The 17,360-nt window shown below is 64.5% G+C and carries 17 protein-coding genes; 3 read left to right on the plus strand and 14 right to left on the minus strand.

Translation table 11 applies throughout. The features are described 5' to 3' along the window. Positions 1-14: 14 nt before the first annotated feature. From ACTDXD_RS06500 to ACTDXD_RS06510, 3 genes are all read right to left on the minus strand, one after another. Positions 15-1,103, minus strand: a complete 1,089-nt coding sequence (locus ACTDXD_RS06500) for a 2-oxoacid:ferredoxin oxidoreductase subunit beta (protein ID WP_440126325.1) — start codon at positions 1,101-1,103, stop codon at positions 15-17. 11 nt (positions 1,104-1,114) lie between these two features. Continuing rightward, positions 1,115-3,082 (minus strand): 2-oxoacid:acceptor oxidoreductase subunit alpha, encoded by a 1,968-nt coding sequence (locus ACTDXD_RS06505; RefSeq protein ID WP_440126326.1) that lies wholly within the window; start codon positions 3,080-3,082, stop codon positions 1,115-1,117. 107 nt (positions 3,083-3,189) lie between these two features. Next, positions 3,190-3,906, minus strand: coding sequence for a dienelactone hydrolase family protein (locus ACTDXD_RS06510; RefSeq protein ID WP_440126327.1), 717 nt, complete (start codon positions 3,904-3,906; stop codon positions 3,190-3,192). 187 nt (positions 3,907-4,093) lie between these two features. On the opposite strand from ACTDXD_RS06510, the gene ACTDXD_RS06515 reads away from it, so the two are divergent. Beyond that, on the plus strand, positions 4,094-4,786 hold the full coding sequence (locus ACTDXD_RS06515; RefSeq protein WP_440126328.1) for an SDR family NAD(P)-dependent oxidoreductase: 693 nt from the start codon (positions 4,094-4,096) through the stop codon (positions 4,784-4,786). 76 nt (positions 4,787-4,862) lie between these two features. Then, positions 4,863-5,360 carry an SRPBCC family protein gene (locus tag ACTDXD_RS06520; RefSeq protein ID WP_440126329.1) on the plus strand — a complete coding sequence of 166 codons (498 nt, stop codon included), beginning with the start codon at positions 4,863-4,865 and terminating at the stop codon, positions 5,358-5,360. Between the two features lie 150 nt (positions 5,361-5,510). Here ACTDXD_RS06520 and ACTDXD_RS06525 read toward each other — a convergent pair whose 3' ends face one another. Continuing rightward, positions 5,511-5,960, minus strand: coding sequence for a nuclear transport factor 2 family protein (locus tag ACTDXD_RS06525; protein WP_440126330.1), 450 nt, complete (start codon positions 5,958-5,960; stop codon positions 5,511-5,513). Between ACTDXD_RS06525 and ACTDXD_RS06530 the strand changes: the two genes are divergently transcribed. Then, complete coding sequence (locus ACTDXD_RS06530) at positions 5,959-6,312, plus strand: hypothetical protein (RefSeq protein ID WP_440126331.1); 354 nt, start codon at positions 5,959-5,961, stop codon at positions 6,310-6,312. The genes ACTDXD_RS06525 and ACTDXD_RS06530 overlap by 2 nt on opposite strands. Positions 6,313-6,367: 55 nt before the next feature. Here the strand turns inward: ACTDXD_RS06530 and ACTDXD_RS06535 are convergent, their stop codons facing one another. The 10 genes from ACTDXD_RS06535 to ACTDXD_RS06580 all read right to left on the minus strand — a co-directional run bounded on the left by ACTDXD_RS06535 (position 6,368) and on the right by ACTDXD_RS06580 (position 17,340). After that, complete coding sequence (locus ACTDXD_RS06535) at positions 6,368-7,129, minus strand: SDR family NAD(P)-dependent oxidoreductase (protein ID WP_440126332.1); 762 nt, start codon at positions 7,127-7,129, stop codon at positions 6,368-6,370. Between the two features lie 56 nt (positions 7,130-7,185). After that, positions 7,186-8,073, minus strand: a complete 888-nt coding sequence (locus ACTDXD_RS06540; RefSeq protein WP_440126333.1) for an LLM class flavin-dependent oxidoreductase — start codon at positions 8,071-8,073, stop codon at positions 7,186-7,188. Between the two features lie 65 nt (positions 8,074-8,138). Next, positions 8,139-8,735, minus strand: coding sequence for a PaaI family thioesterase (locus ACTDXD_RS06545; protein WP_440126334.1), 597 nt, complete (start codon positions 8,733-8,735; stop codon positions 8,139-8,141). Further along, entirely contained in the window at positions 8,732-11,155 is a 2,424-nt protein-coding gene (locus tag ACTDXD_RS06550; protein WP_440126335.1) for a CaiB/BaiF CoA transferase family protein, read from the minus strand. Before ACTDXD_RS06550 ends, ACTDXD_RS06545 begins: the two co-directional genes overlap by 4 nt. Further along, a complete protein-coding gene (locus tag ACTDXD_RS06555; RefSeq protein WP_440126336.1) occupies positions 11,152-12,231 on the minus strand; it encodes an acyl-CoA dehydrogenase family protein in 1,080 nt (359 codons plus the stop codon). Before ACTDXD_RS06555 ends, ACTDXD_RS06550 begins: the two co-directional genes overlap by 4 nt. A 46-nt stretch (positions 12,232-12,277) precedes the next feature. Next, positions 12,278-13,462: an acyl-CoA dehydrogenase family protein gene (locus ACTDXD_RS06560; protein ID WP_440126337.1), complete on the minus strand. Its 1,185-nt coding sequence runs from the start codon at positions 13,460-13,462 to the stop codon at positions 12,278-12,280. A gap of 19 nt (positions 13,463-13,481) precedes the next feature. Further along, positions 13,482-14,399: an LLM class F420-dependent oxidoreductase gene (locus tag ACTDXD_RS06565; protein WP_440126338.1), complete on the minus strand. Its 918-nt coding sequence runs from the start codon at positions 14,397-14,399 to the stop codon at positions 13,482-13,484. Positions 14,400-14,415: 16 nt separating this feature from the next. Then, positions 14,416-15,531: an acyl-CoA dehydrogenase family protein gene (locus ACTDXD_RS06570; protein ID WP_440127559.1), complete on the minus strand. Its 1,116-nt coding sequence runs from the start codon at positions 15,529-15,531 to the stop codon at positions 14,416-14,418. Between the two features lie 70 nt (positions 15,532-15,601). After that, positions 15,602-16,186: a flavin reductase family protein gene (locus tag ACTDXD_RS06575; RefSeq protein WP_440126339.1), complete on the minus strand. Its 585-nt coding sequence runs from the start codon at positions 16,184-16,186 to the stop codon at positions 15,602-15,604. Positions 16,187-16,251: 65 nt separating this feature from the next. Then, positions 16,252-17,340, minus strand: coding sequence for a 2-oxoacid:ferredoxin oxidoreductase subunit beta (locus ACTDXD_RS06580; RefSeq protein ID WP_440126340.1), 1,089 nt, complete (start codon positions 17,338-17,340; stop codon positions 16,252-16,254). Positions 17,341-17,360: the final 20 nt, after the last annotated feature.

Raw genomic sequence — 17,360 nt, forward strand, 5'->3', positions numbered from 1 at the left:
CGACGGGGCGGGCGTCACGATACCGTCCAGGTGCTGGGGCCGCTCAGCAACGACTGCAGATCGGCAGGCGTCTGAGCCTTGGCAGCTGCGACCTGGGCGCGCGCCTGGTCGTCGTACGTGGGCCGCGACACCGAGCGTACGATTCCCGTGACGGTGTAGGTGAGGTCCTGCGCCGACAGACGCGAGAGCGCATAGGCGTATTCGGGATCGTCGCTGTGCGCGTCGTGTACGACGATGTCGTCTCGGTCGACGTCGACGATACGTGCCACGCGGAGCCCGAATCCTCTGCGTACGATACAGAGTTCGTCGTCGGTTCCGAAGATGATCGGCTCACCGTGCCGGACGTGGATGAGGCGGTCCTCGGCATTGTCCTTGCGGAGCGCATCGAACGAGCCGTCGTTGAAGATCGGGCAGTCCTGCAGGATCTCGACGAATGCGGCCCCACGATGTTCGGCTGCCGCGAGCAGGACCTCGGCGAGTCCTGCACGATCGGAATCGAGCACACGCGCCACGAAACTCGCCTCGGCGCCGATCGCAAGCGACATCGTGTTGAACGGTGCGTCGATCGACCCCATCGGTGTCGACTTTGTGACTTTGCCGGTCTCCGACGTGGGTGAGTACTGCCCCTTGGTCAGACCGTAGATACGGTTGTTGAACAGCAGGATCCGCATGTTCACATTGCGCCGCAGGGAGTGGATCAGGTGATTTCCGCCGATCGACAACGCGTCGCCGTCGCCGGTCACCACCCATATCGACAGGTCGGGCCTGGTAATTGCCAGGCCCGTCGCGAAGGTCGGGGCGCGGCCGTGGATCGAGTGCACGCCGTACGTGTCGAGGTAGTACGGGAACCGCGATGAGCAACCTATTCCCGAGACGAAGACGATGTTCTCGCGCTTGCGGCCCAGCTGCGGCAGCACGGTGCGGACCGTGGCGAGAATGACGTAGTCGCCGCACCCCGGGCACCACCGCACTTCCTGATCCGAAGTGAAATCCTTCGCCTTCTGCGGAAGATCGGTGCGCGGCACCCCGTCGAGAGCGCTGATCCCGAGGTCGGTTCCGGCAAGCGTGTGGGTGCTGCCGTTGTGCACGGTACCGTTCGTCATCGGTTCTCCCATCATCGATCACCCCGCTGGATCGGCACGGCCGCAGCGGCAGCGGCGGGGGTCTTCGCGCTCTCGGAGTCGCGCAGGGTGCCGTCGAATTCTTCGAGGAGCGCTTCGTGCAGTTCGTCCGCGCGGAACGCCATGCCCGCAACCTTGGTGACGGGTTGGATGTCCGCATCGGACCGCGCCTTCAGCAGCAGCGACAGCTGGCCGAGGTTCATTTCCGGAACCAGCACGCGCCGATAGCTTTCGAGCACATCGCAGAGGTTCTTCGGCATCGGATTGAGGTGCCGAAGGTGAGCTCGGGCGACTGCATGGCCGCCGCGCCGTGCGCGCCGCACCGCCTCGCCGATCGGCCCGTACGACGAACCCCATCCCAGGACGAGGATCTCTGCGTCGCCCGTGGGATCGTCCACTTCGAGGTCGGGGACGTCGATGCCGGCGATACGCGCTGCGCGCACACGGGTCATCACCTCGTGATTCGCGTGGTGGTACGAGATGTCGCCGGTGCCATTGGCTTTCTCCAACCCGCCGATGCGGTGTTCTCGCCCCGGGGTGCCGGGGATCGCCCAGTCGCGCGCAAGTGTCGCGGGGTCGCGTGCGTACGGCTGGTAGCCGGGATCGCTGTCGCCCGGCGGTGTGGCGAAGGCGGGTTCGATCGGGGCGAGGGTGTCGACCTCGGGAATGCGCCACGGTTCCGATCCGTTGGCGATCGCGCCGTCGGACAGGAGCATCACCGGGGTCCGGTACGTCACGGCGATGCGGGCCGCTTCGAGTGCCGCATCGAAGCAGTCGGCCGGCGATTGCGGCGCAACGATCGCGACCGGCGACTCGCCGTTACGACCGAACATCGCCTGCAGCAGGTCGGCCTGTTCGGTCTTGGTGGGCAGGCCGGTGGATGGCCCGCCGCGCTGGACGTCGACGACGACGAGCGGCAGTTCGGTCATCACGGCCAGCCCGATGGCTTCCGATTTCAGCGCGACCCCCGGCCCGGATGTACTGGTGACTCCCAGAGCGCCGCCGTACGACGCCCCGACCGCCGCACCGATGCCTGCGATCTCGTCCTCCGCCTGGAACGTGTGCACACCGAACCGTTTGAGCTTGCTCAATTCGTGGAGAATGTCCGACGCGGGCGTGATCGGGTAGCTGCCGAGGAACACGTCCATACCTGCGGCCCTGCCCGCAGCGACCAGTCCGTAGGCGAGCGCAGTGTTGCCCGTGATCTGCCGGTAGGTGCCCGGTGGTAGGTCTGCCCGGTCCACCTCGTAGGTCGACGCGAAGGACTCGGTCGTCTCCCCGTAATTCCAACCCGAGTGCAGAGCAAGGATGTTGGCGCGGACGATGTCGGGTTGCGAGGCGAACTTGGTTTCGAGGAATGTCTCGACCGCAGCGATCGCGCGACCGTACATCCACGACAGGAGGCCGAGCGCGAACATGTTCTTCGCGCGGTGGGCTTCCTTCTTGCCCACTCCGGAGGGCTCGACCGCGCCGAGCGTCATGGTGCTCATGGGGACGGTGTGCACCTGGAGGTGCTCGAATCCGTCCGATTCGAGCGGGTTGCTGTCGTACCCGGCCTTCGAGAGGTTGCGCTTGCTGAATTCGTCGCTGTTGACGATGAGGATGCCGCCGTCGGGCAGGTCGCCGACATTCGATTTCAGCGCTGCCGGATTCATCGCCACCAGCACGTCGGGCCGGTCACCGGCGGTGAGGATGTCGTGGTCGGCGATCTGGATCTGGAAACTCGATACCCCAGGCAGGGTGCCCTGCGGTGCGCGGATCTCCGCGGGGAAATTCGGTTGCGTGGCGAGATCGTTTCCGAAGGCTGCGGCTTCGGCGGTGAATCGGTCTCCGGCAAGCTGCATGCCGTCGCCGGAGTCTCCGGCGATGCGGATGACGACCCGATCCAGCTTGGTCACGTGTGTGGTCACGTGCTGGTCGGGCTCGGTCACGTGTGACGTGCGGGTGTCCTTCGACTCCATACCTGCCTCGCTTCCCCCGGGCCTGCGCAGTCCGGCGCCTGCGCTCCATAGTCGTCTTCTATGGCGCGCGTGCAACCGGTTCCTTCAGTTTCTGTGGATTTTCCCGGTCAGGAGCCCTGCACGGTGTCGCCGATGAAGCGCAGTACCTGCGGCCAGGACACTGCGTACGCGTCGGCGTTGATCGGATTCGTGTGCCGGGCCCGGCTACTGAATGCGTGCTCGGCGCCGGGGAAGACCGAGATGATGCTCGCGCCCGCGGTACGGCTCTGAAGCGCCGCCTGCAGTTCGACGAAGGTCTCCGCAGACATGATCGTGTCGGCGCCCGCGTGGAGGATCATCACCGGTGCGGCGATGCGTGTTGCCGACTCGACCGCGTCGACGGTGTGGTTCGGCGGTGCCGGCGCGAAGATCGACGGGTGGTAGGCGACCACATTCGCGACTCTCGGGTCGCCGCCGCCGAGGATCAGTGCCAGCCGGCCGCCGAGGCACCACCCGATCACTCCCACCTTCGACAGCCCGAGTTCACCGAAAGCATGCTCGAGCAGGGTGCTCATCTCGGCGAGGACGGCGTCGTCCTGAAGGTCGCCCATCCACTCCACCAGTTGTTTCTGCGGGGTGTCGTCGGCGCTGTGTCCGTGCCACGGATCCCACACGAGCGCGGTCACGCCGGTGCCCGCAATGTCCTCGGCGTACTCGCGGACCTGGTCGTTGATGCCGGTGATCATGGGAAGCAGCAGCATTCCGCCGCTGCTGCCACCGAGGGGGCGAGCGAGAAATGCCCGAAGTTCCCCGATCTCGACGAATTCCGCTTCGATGTCTGTCACGTGATGTCCCTTCGGCGATGAATCTGCCGCTCATCATGCCGATCACGGAGCAAAGGACACCCTATTCCCACTTTGTGAGATTGTCGAGAATGTCATTTCCCTATGCGATAGGGTCGTTATCAGTCCCGCCCCGGACAGGACCGGATCAACACGCGAGACCTCGACAACACTCGGAAGGACGGTGGCCATGACTCGCACCGCACTCGTCAGCGGCGGCACCGGCGGACTCGGAGCCGCTGTGACCGCACATCTTCTCGACACCGGCTGGCGTGTCGTCGTCCCGTGGGTGGCTCCCGAAGAACTCGAACGCGTCGGCACCCACCCGAATCTGCATCTCGTCAAGGCCGACCTCTCCGACGAACAGCAACTCGAGGATGTCCTGGCGGTCGCGGCCGACGACCCCGGCGCACCCCTGTTCGGTGTCGTCAATCTGGTCGGCGGCTTCTCTTCCGGTCCACGTGTCCACGAGACACCGATCGGCGTGCTCGATTCCCAGTTCGACCTCAACGTACGCACGGCCTACTCCGTCAGCCAGGCCGCGCTGCCCCACCTGATCCGTCGCGGCGGTGGATCGATCGTCTGCATCTCCGCCGCCGCGACTCACAATCCGTTCTCGGGCGGCGCCTCGTACATCGCATCCAAGGCTGCGGTCTCGGCGCTCGTCGAGACCATGGCCGTCGAGTACCGCGACGACCACATCCGCGTCAACGCACTGCTCCCCGTCGTCATCGACACCCCCGCCAACCGCGCGGCGATGCCCGACGCCGACACCAGCCGGTGGTCGCAGCCTGCCGAGGTCGCGAAGGTGATCGAGTTTCTGCTGTCCGACGCGGGGTCGCCCATCACCGGCGGATTGATCCCGGTGACGAACGTCGGCTGAGCCGGAAGGTCGGGGTCTCGAATAGCATCGACGCGGCGTCACCGCCGAAGATCGATTCGAGAACCGAGGAGTATCAATGCGTCTGCGCGACACCCCGACCGTCGAAGTGACCGGCACTCTGCCCTGCACACCGGAACGTGCCTGGGCCTTGGTCACCGACATCGAGCTGCCCACCCGTGCAGACGGTGAGCTGCAGCGAGTGGAGTGGCTGGACGGAGCATCCGGAGTATCCGTCGGCGCCCGGTTCCGCGGGCACAACCAGAGCGACCAGATGGGTCAGTGGCACACCGAACCGGAGGTCGTCGAAGTCGAGGACGGTCGCCGTTGGGTGTGGTGCGTCGGTCCGGTCGAAACACCGATCGCGCTCTGGGGTTTCGAGGTCGACCCGGCCGAAGACGGCGCCATCGTCAGGCAGTGGGCCAAGATGTGCCTCGGTAGGTCGCCGCTCTCCGATTTCATCGAGCAGCACCCCGACAAAGAGAGTGCCATCGTGGCCCACCGCCTGGGTGTGTGGCGAGGCGGCATGACGGCAAATCTGTCGCTGCTCGAGAAACTCGCAGCCGACCAGAACTGACTCAGACCTGGCCGCGGCCGTGCCAGACAGATACACCGGCGTCTGCTTCGGTGATCAGTCTGCGCGGCGCGCGGCTATTCGTGTCGGGGACGTATTAGCGGTCCGCGATACAGGGCGTCCTCCGTGAACAGGTTCGTCCGACCTCGAGGTTCAGCCGTCTTGCCTGTCCACCCGCACGCTTCGCTCTGCCAGGAGCCACTGCCCCTCGAACGGCACCAGCACATCCCGATACCGCCCCCAATGGTCCAGACCGTGGCCGGTGAGCACCGCGAAGTAAGACGCCGCCTGTGCATGGTCAGGGCCGAGCGTGATGTGCGTGCCGGTCACGAAGTGTCGGACGTAGCGCGCGGCGCCGGGAACTGTGTTTCGTTGCGTCGAGCCGGTCGCCACGAAGGCCTCCAGCATCTCCACGATCGCGGATCGACCCACCGCCCGATCCACGTTGTCGGGATCGTCGGCACGACGCAGTTCCAGCACTCCGTCGGGAGTGAAAGTTTCGGCCAGCTCACCGATCCGACCGCTGTCACCAGCGAAGTTGTAGCTCGCGATCGTGTGCCGAATCGACTCGCGTGCCAAGAGATCCTCGACGCTCCCGATCATGTCCGACTCCTTCCGTGATGGATACTCAGAACTTCATGAAAGCTGTGCGAGCACTTCGCGACCGAACCGTTCGAGAGACGAGGTCATCTCCTCCTATGAACGTTCCGCCGGTTGGTCCCTCTCCCACCTGCACTACTTCGAGATCCTGCAATGCTTCTTCCTGGCGACCGCCCTCATCCGCCAAGCGGATATGCGCATCGCTCGTGGCACCCTCCCTCCCACCTCAACGATGGCATGGGAAAACGTCGTGATGCAGATGCTGGCGATGAGACTGGGAATGCCGCCGCCGAAACTCTCGCCTGACTATCTCCAGCACCGTAGCGAAATACGAACCTCGTCCCCATCTGGATGAAGAGTGATGTCGGGGGTGCGCCCGAACTCATTGAGGTCACCGCCCGCAGTTTCGATTACCGCATCATCAAGGTACCGCCATCGACGGGGAACACCTGGCCTGTCATGAACCGAGCTCCTGGGCTGGAAAGGAAGGCAAGCACCGGAAGGAAATCCTTCTCGACATCACCAAGCTTTCCTCCAAGCGGTACCGCGGTGGCCATGTGGGCGTCGTGGGCTGCCACCTGCTCCGATGTCATCGCTGCGCGGGTCTTGTCGTACATGGGGGTCCAGATGGCAGGGGCAATAGCGTTGACCGTGATGCCGTACTTGCCCCACTCCTGAGCCGCAGTGCGGGTCCAGGCGACTACTGCACCCTTGCTCGCCGAGTATGCAGCCTTGTTCTTCAAACCCTGGACGCCCGCGGCGGATGCAAAGTTGATTACCTGCCCGCCATTGTCCTTCAGGTGGCGAAAGGCCGCCTGATTCGTAAGAAACGTGCCCGTCGCATTGATGCTCATGACCCGATTCCACGTGTCGAGGGGAATGTCCTCGGCCGCTCCTCCCGGAGCGATACCCGCAGCGTGAATCAGCACATCGAGACCGCCCAGGATCTCAACCGCTCGAGTGAACGCTGCCTCGACCGAGCCCTGGTCCGCAACATCGCATTGCACGAACCCCGCCTTGCTCGCCTCAGCGATCTCACGCCCTTCCCGTTCGGAGACGTCGAGCGACACGACGTCGGCGCCGAGACCGGGGAGTCCCCGGATGAGGCCCTCACCCATCCCGCTCGCGCCTCCGGTGACGATGATGCGCCTATCCTTCAAAGTTTCCGACATTCGAGTCTCCTGATTTCGGGGGGCGGCAGGGAAGAACCCTCACCGGCCAAGGCGATTCACGACAACTTTGCGATCACGTCGCGACCGAACCGTTCGAGAGTCTCCGGTGCGGCGAAATCGTGGAACCGGAGAACGAACAGTTCCACACCGCGCTGACGTTCCTCGTTCAACTGGTCGATCAGCATATCCGCCGTTCCTACAAGTGGTGCACCCCAACTCTGGTCGGGCATCCGACGTGCCGTCGCGGCCGCCACGTCCGGAATCTGCTCCCTACTCTGCGCGAACCCCACTGCGTACTGCGCAGAGATCCGTGCCTGCCCGCGCAGTGGCGCCAACTCGTCGATCCGGTGCCGGGCACTCCCCAGACAGTTCCACCAGTCGGCGTGTTCCGCCACAAGCGGCATCGTCAGTTGCTTCCCACCACCGCCGATATGGATCGGAATGCGGCTTTGCACTGGGGCCGGTAATCCGTACGCGCCACGAAGCCGAAAATGGCGGCCGTCGTAGTCGAACGGTTCCCCGTTGCACATCTTCCGGAAGATCTCGATGGTCTCCCCCAAGGCCTCCGCGCGTTCACGACGTGATCCCACCGGGATGCCGAACATGTCGAATTCCGCCTCGACCGACCCCCACCCGAGTCCCAGGTCGAGTCGCCCTCCACTGATGTTGTCGACAGTTGCCGCCATCTTCGACAGCAGTGCAGGATGACGAAGCGGGTTGCAGCCCACAAGATGACCGAGTCGGATCGTGGAGGTGGCACCGGCGAGCATGGTCAGCAATGTCCAGCTTTCGAGGCTGTCCGTAGGCCTTCCTCCGGGCGAGTAGAGATGATCCATAAGCCAGAAGGAATCGAATCCGGCGTGTTCGGCAGCAACTGCACGAGCCTGCATGCCTCTGACATCGATCCGGAACTGGGGTACGAAGACGCCGAATTGTATTGACACCACAGACTCTCCTTTTCTCGTCGCGTTCTGAAGACCGACATCCGCAAGTCGTGCGGCGGAATGGGTTACGGCTGACCGGGAAGCAATCGGACGAACAGAGCTTCGGCATCGGCCGTCACATCGGGGCCGTGGTACAAGCGGCCGGATACCCAGGTCTTGCGGCCCTCTATCCGATCGATTGTCCCTTCCACCAGCAGTGGCCTGTAGACAGGGGTGATCTTGCGGTAGTTGACCTTCAGAAAGGCTGTGCGCGAGTGTGATTGCCCCTTCTCGCTGACGAACATACCGAGAAAGTCATCGAACAGCAGCGGTATCATACCGCCGTGAACCGCACCGTTGCCTCCGAGGTGTACGTCGCTGAACTCAACGGTAGCGCGGAAGGTGTGCTCGTCGAGGTATTCGACATCGAACGGCACGAGGGTGGGATGGCCACGCGAGCTCATCCCTATCCGACGAGACGCACGATCATCCTCCACCAGCTGCCGGGAGGACTCGAGTCGATCCGCGGCATCACGGAACTCGCGCTGCAGCGTCGCCATCAATTTCCGGTCCGGGGCCGCGGCGCACAGAGCAGCATGCATCCGACGGAATTCGCCGATCAGAGACTCGAATTCGACTCCGCCCTTGCTGACGGCGGCACGGGCCTCGACTTGTTCGGTCATGGCTTATCCGCCGTACTCGAAGCCGGCAGTTGCAGTCCTGTCGGCACGGTTCCGACGATTCCCGTCTGTTCGAGTGCTGCCAGATCGGCGTCGTCGAGTCCGAGTTCGCCGACAAGAATCTCTCGGCTGTGCCGTCCGAGTGTGGGCGCACCGCTGCGGTGGGAACGCTCGGGCCCGACGGAAAAACGCATGGGCCAACCTTGGTACCAGTCGGGTCCTGCGTCATCGTGATCGAGGTTTTCGTAGTACTTCCGATGCGACAGTTGGGGGTCATGCAGGTAATCACTGCTTCCGGCGACCTTGGCTGCGGGAACACCGCTATTCGACAAGAGCTTCGTCAGATAGGCGACCTCGTGCAACGATGTGGTGTCGGCCAACAGTTCGTCGAGCCGATCATGTGCTACATGACGACCTTCCGGTGTGGAGAAGGCCGAATCCTCGAGGTGGCCCGGGTTGCCGAATGCCTGGAGTAATGCGGTCCACTCCGCATTGTCACGCACCGACAGGGCGATCCAGCCGTCAGCCGCGGGGTACACGCCTTGCGGCGCAGCCGAGACACTCCGATTTCCGATGCGTTGTCGAATCTCTCCCGTCATCGAATGTTGAATGACCGGTTCCGGGCACGCAGTTGCTCCAACCTCGATCTGGCACACCTCGACCAACTGCCCACCACCACCTCGACGCCGATGTTGCAGCGCAGCGAGCGTCGCGACAACGCCGTGCATCGCAACGAGCGGGTCTGTGTAACCGCCGGGGGTCTGCGGTCTCCCCTCGGGAGAGCCACCGATGTACGACTGTCCGGCTACCTGTTCGAAGGCATTGCCCCAGCCGACGTAGTCGCGCCAGGGCCCTTCGAGGCCGTACCCCGGCATGCGAACCATGACGATATTCGGGTTCATCTCCCGTACACGGTCCCAGCCGAAGCCCAACGTCTCGATCACACGCGCCGAGTAGTTCTCCAGCAGTATGTCCGCGGAGGCGAGGAGCTGCTCGAGCAGGTCCCGACCCTCCTCACGGCCGAGGTCGAGAGTGAGTGATCGTTTGTTGAGATTGACCGCACGGAAGCGGCCGAATTCGAACCATCGGGGACCGAGCGCGGGCCCGGACATGTTGAATCGGAAACCGTCCGGCCGCTGCAGGGATTCGATCTTGACGACGTCTGCGCCCATCGCACCGAGGTACGTGCCACACGCGCCACCAGCCCAGAAGGTGCCCAGGTCCAGGACTCGCACTCCTGCCAGCGGACGCTGCGGGTCGGCTCCCGGTGTGACTGCGCGCGGCAGGCGACGCGGCCAAGGCGCGGCGAGCACCTCGGCGGTGTGCTCACCCAGCCGCGGCGCGGGCCGGTGCCACTGTGCGGGACTCCCGGACAGTCGCCACGGGAAGGACGGGTGAAGAAACTCCCCGTGCCGGGAGCCGGCACGGGTAAAGAACTCGCGTTCGGTCCACTGCGCGCTCCGCACGATGGATGCACCGTCGTAAACCGGGACGGCAGGGATACGCAAGGCCTGACACAGTTCGACGACATCCTCGGCACGCTGGTCTGCAAGCCACGCGTCGACACGGGCCTCGAAGCCCACGCGGTCCGGCCCCCCGGTACGCAGCGCGTCCTGCTTGTCGGCGTACTCCTCCGCGTCGACGAGCGAGCACACGTCACGCCACTGCTGTCCGGTGAGAACGTTGATGCCGACCCACCCGTCGGCGCACGGTTTGACACCGAGGAGCACATGGCCGGGGCTGTTCGGACCTCGACCCATCCTGGACAGGACACCATTGGTGAGGACCGGGAACGACGTCGTGGAATGCGCGCACTCGAGAAGCGAGGTGTCCACATCGCTCCCGCGACCGGTGACGCGGGCGGTCTCGACCGCGGTGAGGATTCCCACCGCCAGGTAGGTGCCCGCGATGAAGTCCAGGTAGGCGCCGCCGACCTGGGTAGGCGGCGAGGACGCGCCGCCGCGGGCAGAGACCCAGCCCGCCCGGGCCTGAAGGGTCAAGGTGGAGGCGGGCAGGTTCGCATCCGGGCCGTCCTGGCCGAAGTCCGAGAGCCGAGCGATCACCAGGGCCGGATTGTTCTCGCGCAGCAGTGCAGGCGCCAAGCCACGTTCCTCGAGTCCGCCAGGGCCGAAATTCTCGACCAGAATGTCGGCGCCCGTGACGAGTTCGCGGACCCGGTCGATCTCGGACGGGTCGAGCACGATGCCGCGTTTGTTGGCCGAGACGTACCCGAACACACCGCCGTCGGTGTGCGCGGAGTCGTCGGAGCGGAACGGGCCTTCCCGGCGAAGAGGATCACCCTGCGGGTCTTCCACCTTGACGACATCGGCTCCGAGGTCGGCGAGCAGTCGCGCCGCGAAGGGCGCGGCGATGCCGGTGGCGAGCTCGACGACGCGCAGACCGTCGAGCGCTCCGACACTCACGACGACGCTTCCAGCAACTCGCCGAGACGGCCCAGATGCCATTGCGCGGAGCCGAGCCGAAGTTCGGTATTTTTTGCCCACAACAGATACCGGTGCACCGGGTAGTCCAGCGCAACCCCGATTCCTCCGTGCAGTCGTTGAGCAGTACCGGTGACCCGGGCCGAGCCCTCCGACGCCCAGAACTTGGCGATGGAGACTTCTCGCTCGGCCGGCAATCCACGGTCCAGCCGCCACAGCGCCTGAAACGTCGTCACGCGGATGGCTTCCGTATCGATGAACGCTTCTCCCGCATGGACCTTGACCGCCTGGAACGTCGCGATCACCCGTCCGAATTGCTCACGCTCGTTGGTGTAGTCCGCAGTCAGACGGAGCGCACCCTCACACACTCCGAGCAGTAGAGCTGAGGATCCCGCGACAAGTCTTTGCCAGACCCACTGCAACGCAGAATGGTTCGGGTCCAGACCGGAAATCACCTCATCGGGAGCCACCACGACCCCGGTAAGGGTAACTGTGGCGTCGGGTTCTCCGTTGGTGGTGTCCTGCGCGGTCGTCGCTACGCCTTCGGCATGCGGATCGACAAGCACCAGGACTGTGCCGTCGGCTGCGTCCGCGGCGACCAGGATCCGGTCGGACTGCTCCGCCCACGGGACCGACGGGAGCGCTCCGTCGAGGATCCAGCCCTCGCCGTCGCGGCGGGCTGTGGGGTGGGAACTGCGCTCGGTGAGGTCGATACCGACAGTCAGGATCCGGGAGCCGTCGACCAGGCCGGGCAGCCACGTTCGGCGTTGGGTCTCGGAGCCGAAACGATCGACCGCAAGCGCCGCAACCGTCGAATACAGCACCGGCACGCGGGCGAGTCCGCGACCGCATTCGGCAAGCACGAAGCCGAACTCGACGAGACCCAGCCCGCTGCCGCCGACGTCCTCCGGTAATGCAATACCGAGCAGACTCGCGTCGGCGAGGGCGGTCCACAACTGTGTGTCCGGCCATTTCGGGGCAGACGCATCCCGTGATGCGACCACTGTGGCGGTCAACTCGCGTACCGCAACCTGTTCCTCGGTGGGCGCGAAATCCATGGTCAGTCCTCGTCTTCCGATGTAATCGATCTACTGCGACGGATACTCATCGCTTCGTGCGAACCATGCCCAGCGCCGATGTCGAGATCATCTCCAGCAGCATGTCGTTGTTACCGCCACCGAATGTGCCCACGACCGCGCCGCGATACGCGGTCTCGACTCGTCCGTGCAGCACAGCGGCCGGAGATCCGTTTCGCAGGGATCCTGCATGACCGAGCACCTCGAGCAGGTCGGCAGTTGCCTCGATGAGCATCTCGGTGCCGTACACCTTCGATACTGCCGCGTCGTGCGGGGTGAGCGCACCGCCGCCGTTGGCCAGTGCAACCATGCGCCAGTTGAAGAGTTTCATCGCCTCGAGCCGCGCGTCGATCCGTGCGAGCAGGTGACGTACCCACGGCGTGTCGATCAGGCGGCCACCGCCCGGCGTCTCGGCCGCAACGGCCCACTCCCCGACCTCTTCGGCGAGGCCGAGAATCCAACCACGCGACGCCGCGAGCGCGACACGCTCATGGTTGAGCTGGGTGGTGATCAACCTCCAACCGTCGTTCTCGTCCCCAACACGATTCGCCACCGGGACGCGCAGGTTCGAGTAGTACGTCGATGTCGTCGCCCGCACGCCGTCCTCGGCGATCGTCGGTAGCGGTGTGACCTCGAACCCGGGACTGTCGGTGGGCACAATGAAGATCGACAGGCCCTTGTGCTTGGGTGCGGCCGGATCGGTGCGGGCGGCAAGCCAGATGTAGTCGGACACCGCGCCACCGGTGGTGAAGATCTTGTTGCCGTCGATGACGTACTCGTCGCCGTCGCGCACGGCCCGGGTCTGCAACGACGCGAGGTCCGTGCCGGAGGCGGGCTCGGTGTACCCGACCGCGAAATCGATCTCGCCACTCAGGATCGCCGGTAGGTACCGTTTTTTCTGCTCCTCGGTTCCGAACGTCATCAGGGTCGGTCCGACGGTGTTCAGCGCGAGCATCGGAATGGGTACGCCGGCGCGTTTGGCTTCGTCGAAGAACACGAACTGTTCGAGTTCGGAGCGACCTTGGCCGCCGTACTCGACCGGCCATCCGATTCCGAGCCAACCATCCCTGCCGAGTTGTCCGGAGATCTCCATCAGCCGGTCCCGGCTGAAGATCTCTTTGCTGGAGCGTTCTTCGGCAGTCACCAACTCCGCGAAATAGGCGCGCAACTCGCCCCGGAGCGCCAGCATGCTTTCGGTGAAAGCGATGTACATCGCAACCTCCATTCCCGCGCTAACGGCGAATCAGCGTCTCACTCATCAACTCGATGTCGCCCACGAAATCGTCATAGCTGCGGCTCGATGGCTCGATCGTGATCCAGGTGATGCCGGCCTCGCGATACTCGTCCAGTCGCGGCACCAGTTCGGTACAAAATGTGGCGGTGTTCGCGGTGCGGAGCAGGTCCTTCTCGAACGGAACGAAGCTCACGTCCATGTCCGGCTTGCCCATCTCGGCGCGACGCTTGTTCTGCGCCGTGATCAGAGAACGAAGCGTGTCGATGTTCTCGAGCGCCGGAGTGCGGGTGATTTCGGCCGTGCGCGTGTTCTGCGCCATGGGCATCCATCCGTCCCCGGACTCGACGGCACGGCGTTGCGCCGCCTTGCTGTTGCCCCCGATCCAGATGGGCGGGCCACCGGCCTGCGTGGGCAGCGGAAGCGAAATATGGTTGCTCACGGCAAATTCCGAGCCCGTGTGCTCGGCTCCTACCCACGTGGCCCGCATCGCGGCGATAGCCTCGTCCAGCAGTTTGCCGCGACGCGCGAAATCGGCTCCGAGCGCATCGAATTCCGGCTTCAGATAGCCGGCAGCCATTCCGAGGGTCAGGCGACCGCCGGACAGGACGTCGAGGCTCGACGCCGATTTTGCACCGAGGTAGGGGCTGCGATATCCGGCGACCATCACGTAGGTGATGAGGCGAATCCGCTGGGTCGCCTCCGCGGCCATGCTCAGGGAGACGAAGGGATCGAAGGCGTGATGTCCTCCGTCGGCCAGCCAGTCCTTGTCCGGGTAGGGATGCTCGCTCATCGAGAAGCCGTCGAAGCCGGCGTCCTCGATGACTCGGGCGGCCTTTCCGAGACTGCCGTCCCCGATCCACTGGGGATAGTGTTTGACCGCGCGCATCGGGAACATCAGATTGAATTTCAGCGTCATAGTGTGTCTCTTCCTGTCAGCGCAGCAATTCGCGGGCGATGACGACGCGCTGCACCTCGGTGGCGCCCTCGCCGAGACGTTTGACGCGCAGGTCGCGGTACCAGCGCTCGAGCGGCAGTTCGTCGGACAGACCGAGAGCACCATGAATCTGGATGCACCGATCGAGGATCTTGAAGGCGGCTTCGGTGCCGTACATTTTCGACACCGACGCATCGACCTTGACGTCCTTGCCGAGGTCGGCATTCCACGCTGCTTGGTACATCAGCAACCGTGCCGCGCGCAGTTCCACCTCACACTCGACGAGCATCCACTGGATGCCCTGCTTGTCGGCGAGCTTGCCACCGAACACGTCGCGATCTTTGGCCCACCGGCATGCCATGTCGAGGGCTTGCTGTGCGATTCCGATCGGTCCTGCGGCATACATGATTCGGCCGTAGACGAGAAAGTCGCTGGCCAGAGAAAAGCCCTTGCCCTCTTCCCCGATGAGGTTGCCGACCGGAATCCGCGCGTCGTCGAAGTGCACCTCGTACGGAGCGAACGACGCCATGACGTTGATGCGACGGAAAGATACTCCGGGGGTTTCTTTTTCGACGATGAAGCACGAGATCCCGCCGCGGCCTTCGCCGGTACGTGCGTACACGACGCCCCAGTCCGCATTCTCCGCGTGACTCGTCCACATCTTGCTGCCGTTGAGCACGTAGTGGTCGCCGTCGCGGACCGCCTTGAGCTGGATAGCGCGCGCCGGGTCGGAGCCGCCGGACGCCTCGCTGATCGAGGTATAGGCCTTGGTCGCCGTGCCGTCGATGATCGGCTGGGCAAACTTCGCGAACTGCTCGGGCGATGCTTTGAACATCACGTTGGGGGGGTTGCCGCCGAAGGCGCCGAGCGCCGGAAAAAAGGCTCCCATACGGCATTTGGCGGCTTCTTCGGCGACGATGACCTGGCCGAGGACGCTCAGGCCCGCGCCGCCGTACTCGGCCGGGGTTTGCATGGCCCACAGGTCGAGCCGGCGCGCTTTTTCCTGAAGGAGTAGCAACTGTTCGCGAGGCAGGCCTGCGGCATCGTGCGGGAGGGTGTCCTCGAGCGGGTGCACCTCGGCCGCCATGAACCGGCGCACGGTGTCGCGCAGCATGCGGAACTCCTCGGGCAGCTCCCAAGCACCGGTGATCGACGTGTCTTCGACGGTGGTCACGAGACTCCTTCTAGACGGTCGAGCCGAAGCGGCGAGCGCGGGCGTTCGCGAGCTGCGGTTCGTGGTTCGCGTCGTACTGTTCGATCCAGTCCTGCGGGAGCTTGCTCCATGCCTCTCCGATACGCAGGCGCCCCCCGTCGTGGAGGATCTCGGCGCCGACGACGTCACCGACGAAGATGGTGCTCTCCTGCACGTCGAGCGACCCGGTGACGCGGGCCTCGACGTAACTGTGGGCATCGAGAAGGATGGGTGCTCCGGTGACACCCGTCTTGGTCCGCAGCTTCGAGATCTTGTCGCCGTCGCGGCCGGAGCTGCCGCCCAGGGTCATGAGGATCTCGAGGGACTTCTCGATCTGGTCGTCCTCGGCACTGAGCATGTGCATGACGAAGATGCCGGACTCGAGCACCATGTCGTGCGTCTTGTTGTATTTGGTGAGACTGATGGTGGCGCGAGGGGCCTCGGGAATGATGCTGGCCGACCCCGCGGACAGCGACATAAGGCCGTTGGCGAAGCCGCCGTGGATGGTGGTGATGGCAACCGGGAACGGACGCAAGCCGGCAAGAGCGCGGTTCGCGGCATCGGTGTCGAAGGTCATCGGATTCTCATTTCACTGTCGGAAACGGATGGGACGTAGCGTTGGGACCGGGGCGGATACAGGGGCTAGGAAACGGTCCAGGTGTTGTTGCCATGGAGAACTTGCTGCAGATCCGCCGTCTCGGTCTCCTTTGCGCGGACGACCTGCTCGCGGACGCCGTCGTCGTAGGTGGGGCGTGCAACCTGACGCACGATTCCGGTCACGGTGTAGTTGAGTCCCTGGTCCGACAACCGCGACAGCGCGTAGGCGTATTCGGGGTCGTCGGTGTGCGCATCGTGGACGACGATGCGGCCTGGCTCGACGTCACTCGTACGGGCGACGCTCAAACCGAAACCCTTGCGCACCAGGCAGAGTTCTCCTTCGGCGCCGAACACCACGGGCTCGCCGTGCTGCACGTGGATCAGTCGTGACTCGGCCCCATCCTTGCGGAGAGCGTCGAACGACCCGTCATTGAAGATCGGGCAGTCCTGCAGGATCTCGACGAATGCGGAACCACGGTGCTGGGCGGCCGCGAGCAGAACCTCGGTCAACCCGGCGCGGTCCGAGTCGAGTGCGCGTCCCACGAAGGTCGCTTCTGCGCCGATCGCCAGCGACATCGTGTTGAACGGTGCGTCGATCGATCCCATGGGCGTCGACTTGGTGACCTTGCCGACTTCCGAGGTGGGCGAATACTGTCCCTTGGTCAACCCGTAGATCCGGTTGTTGAACATGAGGATTCGCATGTTTACGTTGCGTCGCAGCGCGTGGATCAGGTGATTGCCACCGATGGACAACGAGTCGCCGTCACCGGTGACGACCCACACCGACAGATCCGGTCGGGTGACGGCCAATCCGGTTGCCAGGGTCGGGGCACGGCCGTGGATCGAGTGCACGCCGTAGGTCTCGAGGTAGTACGGGAACCGCGAGGAGCAGCCGATGCCCGACACGAACACGATGTTCTCGCGCTTGAGACCCAGCTGCGGGAGCATGCTGCGAACCGTGGCGAGGATGACGTAGTCGCCACATCCCGGGCACCAGCGCACTTCCTGCGAAGACGTGAAATCCTTCGCCTTCTGCGGCACGTCGGTGTGTGGTACGTCGGCGAGGGCGCTCAGGCCCAGGTCGACGCCGATACGGGTGCTCGAATCGATTCCGTTCGAGATGACACTGGTCATGGTGTTCTCCAAATCGGTGC

It is taken from the genome of Rhodococcus sp. SJ-3 (assembly GCF_051918125.1).
GTDB lineage: Bacteria > Actinomycetota > Actinomycetes > Mycobacteriales > Mycobacteriaceae > Rhodococcus.

Excerpts from the sequence above, each read along its gene's own strand:
- ACTDXD_RS06500 (WP_440126325.1), bottom strand. The coding sequence starts at position 1,103 with ATGACGAACGGTACCGTGCACAACGGCAGCACCCACACGCTTGCCGGA.
- ACTDXD_RS06505 (WP_440126326.1), bottom strand. The coding sequence starts at position 3,082 with ATGGAGTCGAAGGACACCCGCACGTCACACGTGACCGAGCCCGACCAG.
- ACTDXD_RS06515 (WP_440126328.1), top strand. The coding sequence starts at position 4,094 with ATGACTCGCACCGCACTCGTCAGCGGCGGCACCGGCGGACTCGGAGCC.
- ACTDXD_RS06520 (WP_440126329.1), top strand. The coding sequence starts at position 4,863 with ATGCGTCTGCGCGACACCCCGACCGTCGAAGTGACCGGCACTCTGCCC.
- ACTDXD_RS06530 (WP_440126331.1), top strand. The coding sequence starts at position 5,959 with ATGTCCGACTCCTTCCGTGATGGATACTCAGAACTTCATGAAAGCTGT.
- ACTDXD_RS06525 (WP_440126330.1), bottom strand. The coding sequence starts at position 5,960 with ATGATCGGGAGCGTCGAGGATCTCTTGGCACGCGAGTCGATTCGGCAC.
- ACTDXD_RS06535 (WP_440126332.1), bottom strand. The coding sequence starts at position 7,129 with ATGTCGGAAACTTTGAAGGATAGGCGCATCATCGTCACCGGAGGCGCG.
- ACTDXD_RS06545 (WP_440126334.1), bottom strand. The coding sequence starts at position 8,735 with ATGACCGAACAAGTCGAGGCCCGTGCCGCCGTCAGCAAGGGCGGAGTC.
- ACTDXD_RS06555 (WP_440126336.1), bottom strand. The coding sequence starts at position 12,231 with ATGGATTTCGCGCCCACCGAGGAACAGGTTGCGGTACGCGAGTTGACC.
- ACTDXD_RS06560 (WP_440126337.1), bottom strand. The coding sequence starts at position 13,462 with ATGTACATCGCTTTCACCGAAAGCATGCTGGCGCTCCGGGGCGAGTTG.
- ACTDXD_RS06565 (WP_440126338.1), bottom strand. The coding sequence starts at position 14,399 with ATGACGCTGAAATTCAATCTGATGTTCCCGATGCGCGCGGTCAAACAC.
- ACTDXD_RS06570 (WP_440127559.1), bottom strand. The coding sequence starts at position 15,531 with ATGCTGCGCGACACCGTGCGCCGGTTCATGGCGGCCGAGGTGCACCCG.
- ACTDXD_RS06575 (WP_440126339.1), bottom strand. The coding sequence starts at position 16,186 with ATGACCTTCGACACCGATGCCGCGAACCGCGCTCTTGCCGGCTTGCGT.
- ACTDXD_RS06580 (WP_440126340.1), bottom strand. The coding sequence starts at position 17,340 with ATGACCAGTGTCATCTCGAACGGAATCGATTCGAGCACCCGTATCGGC.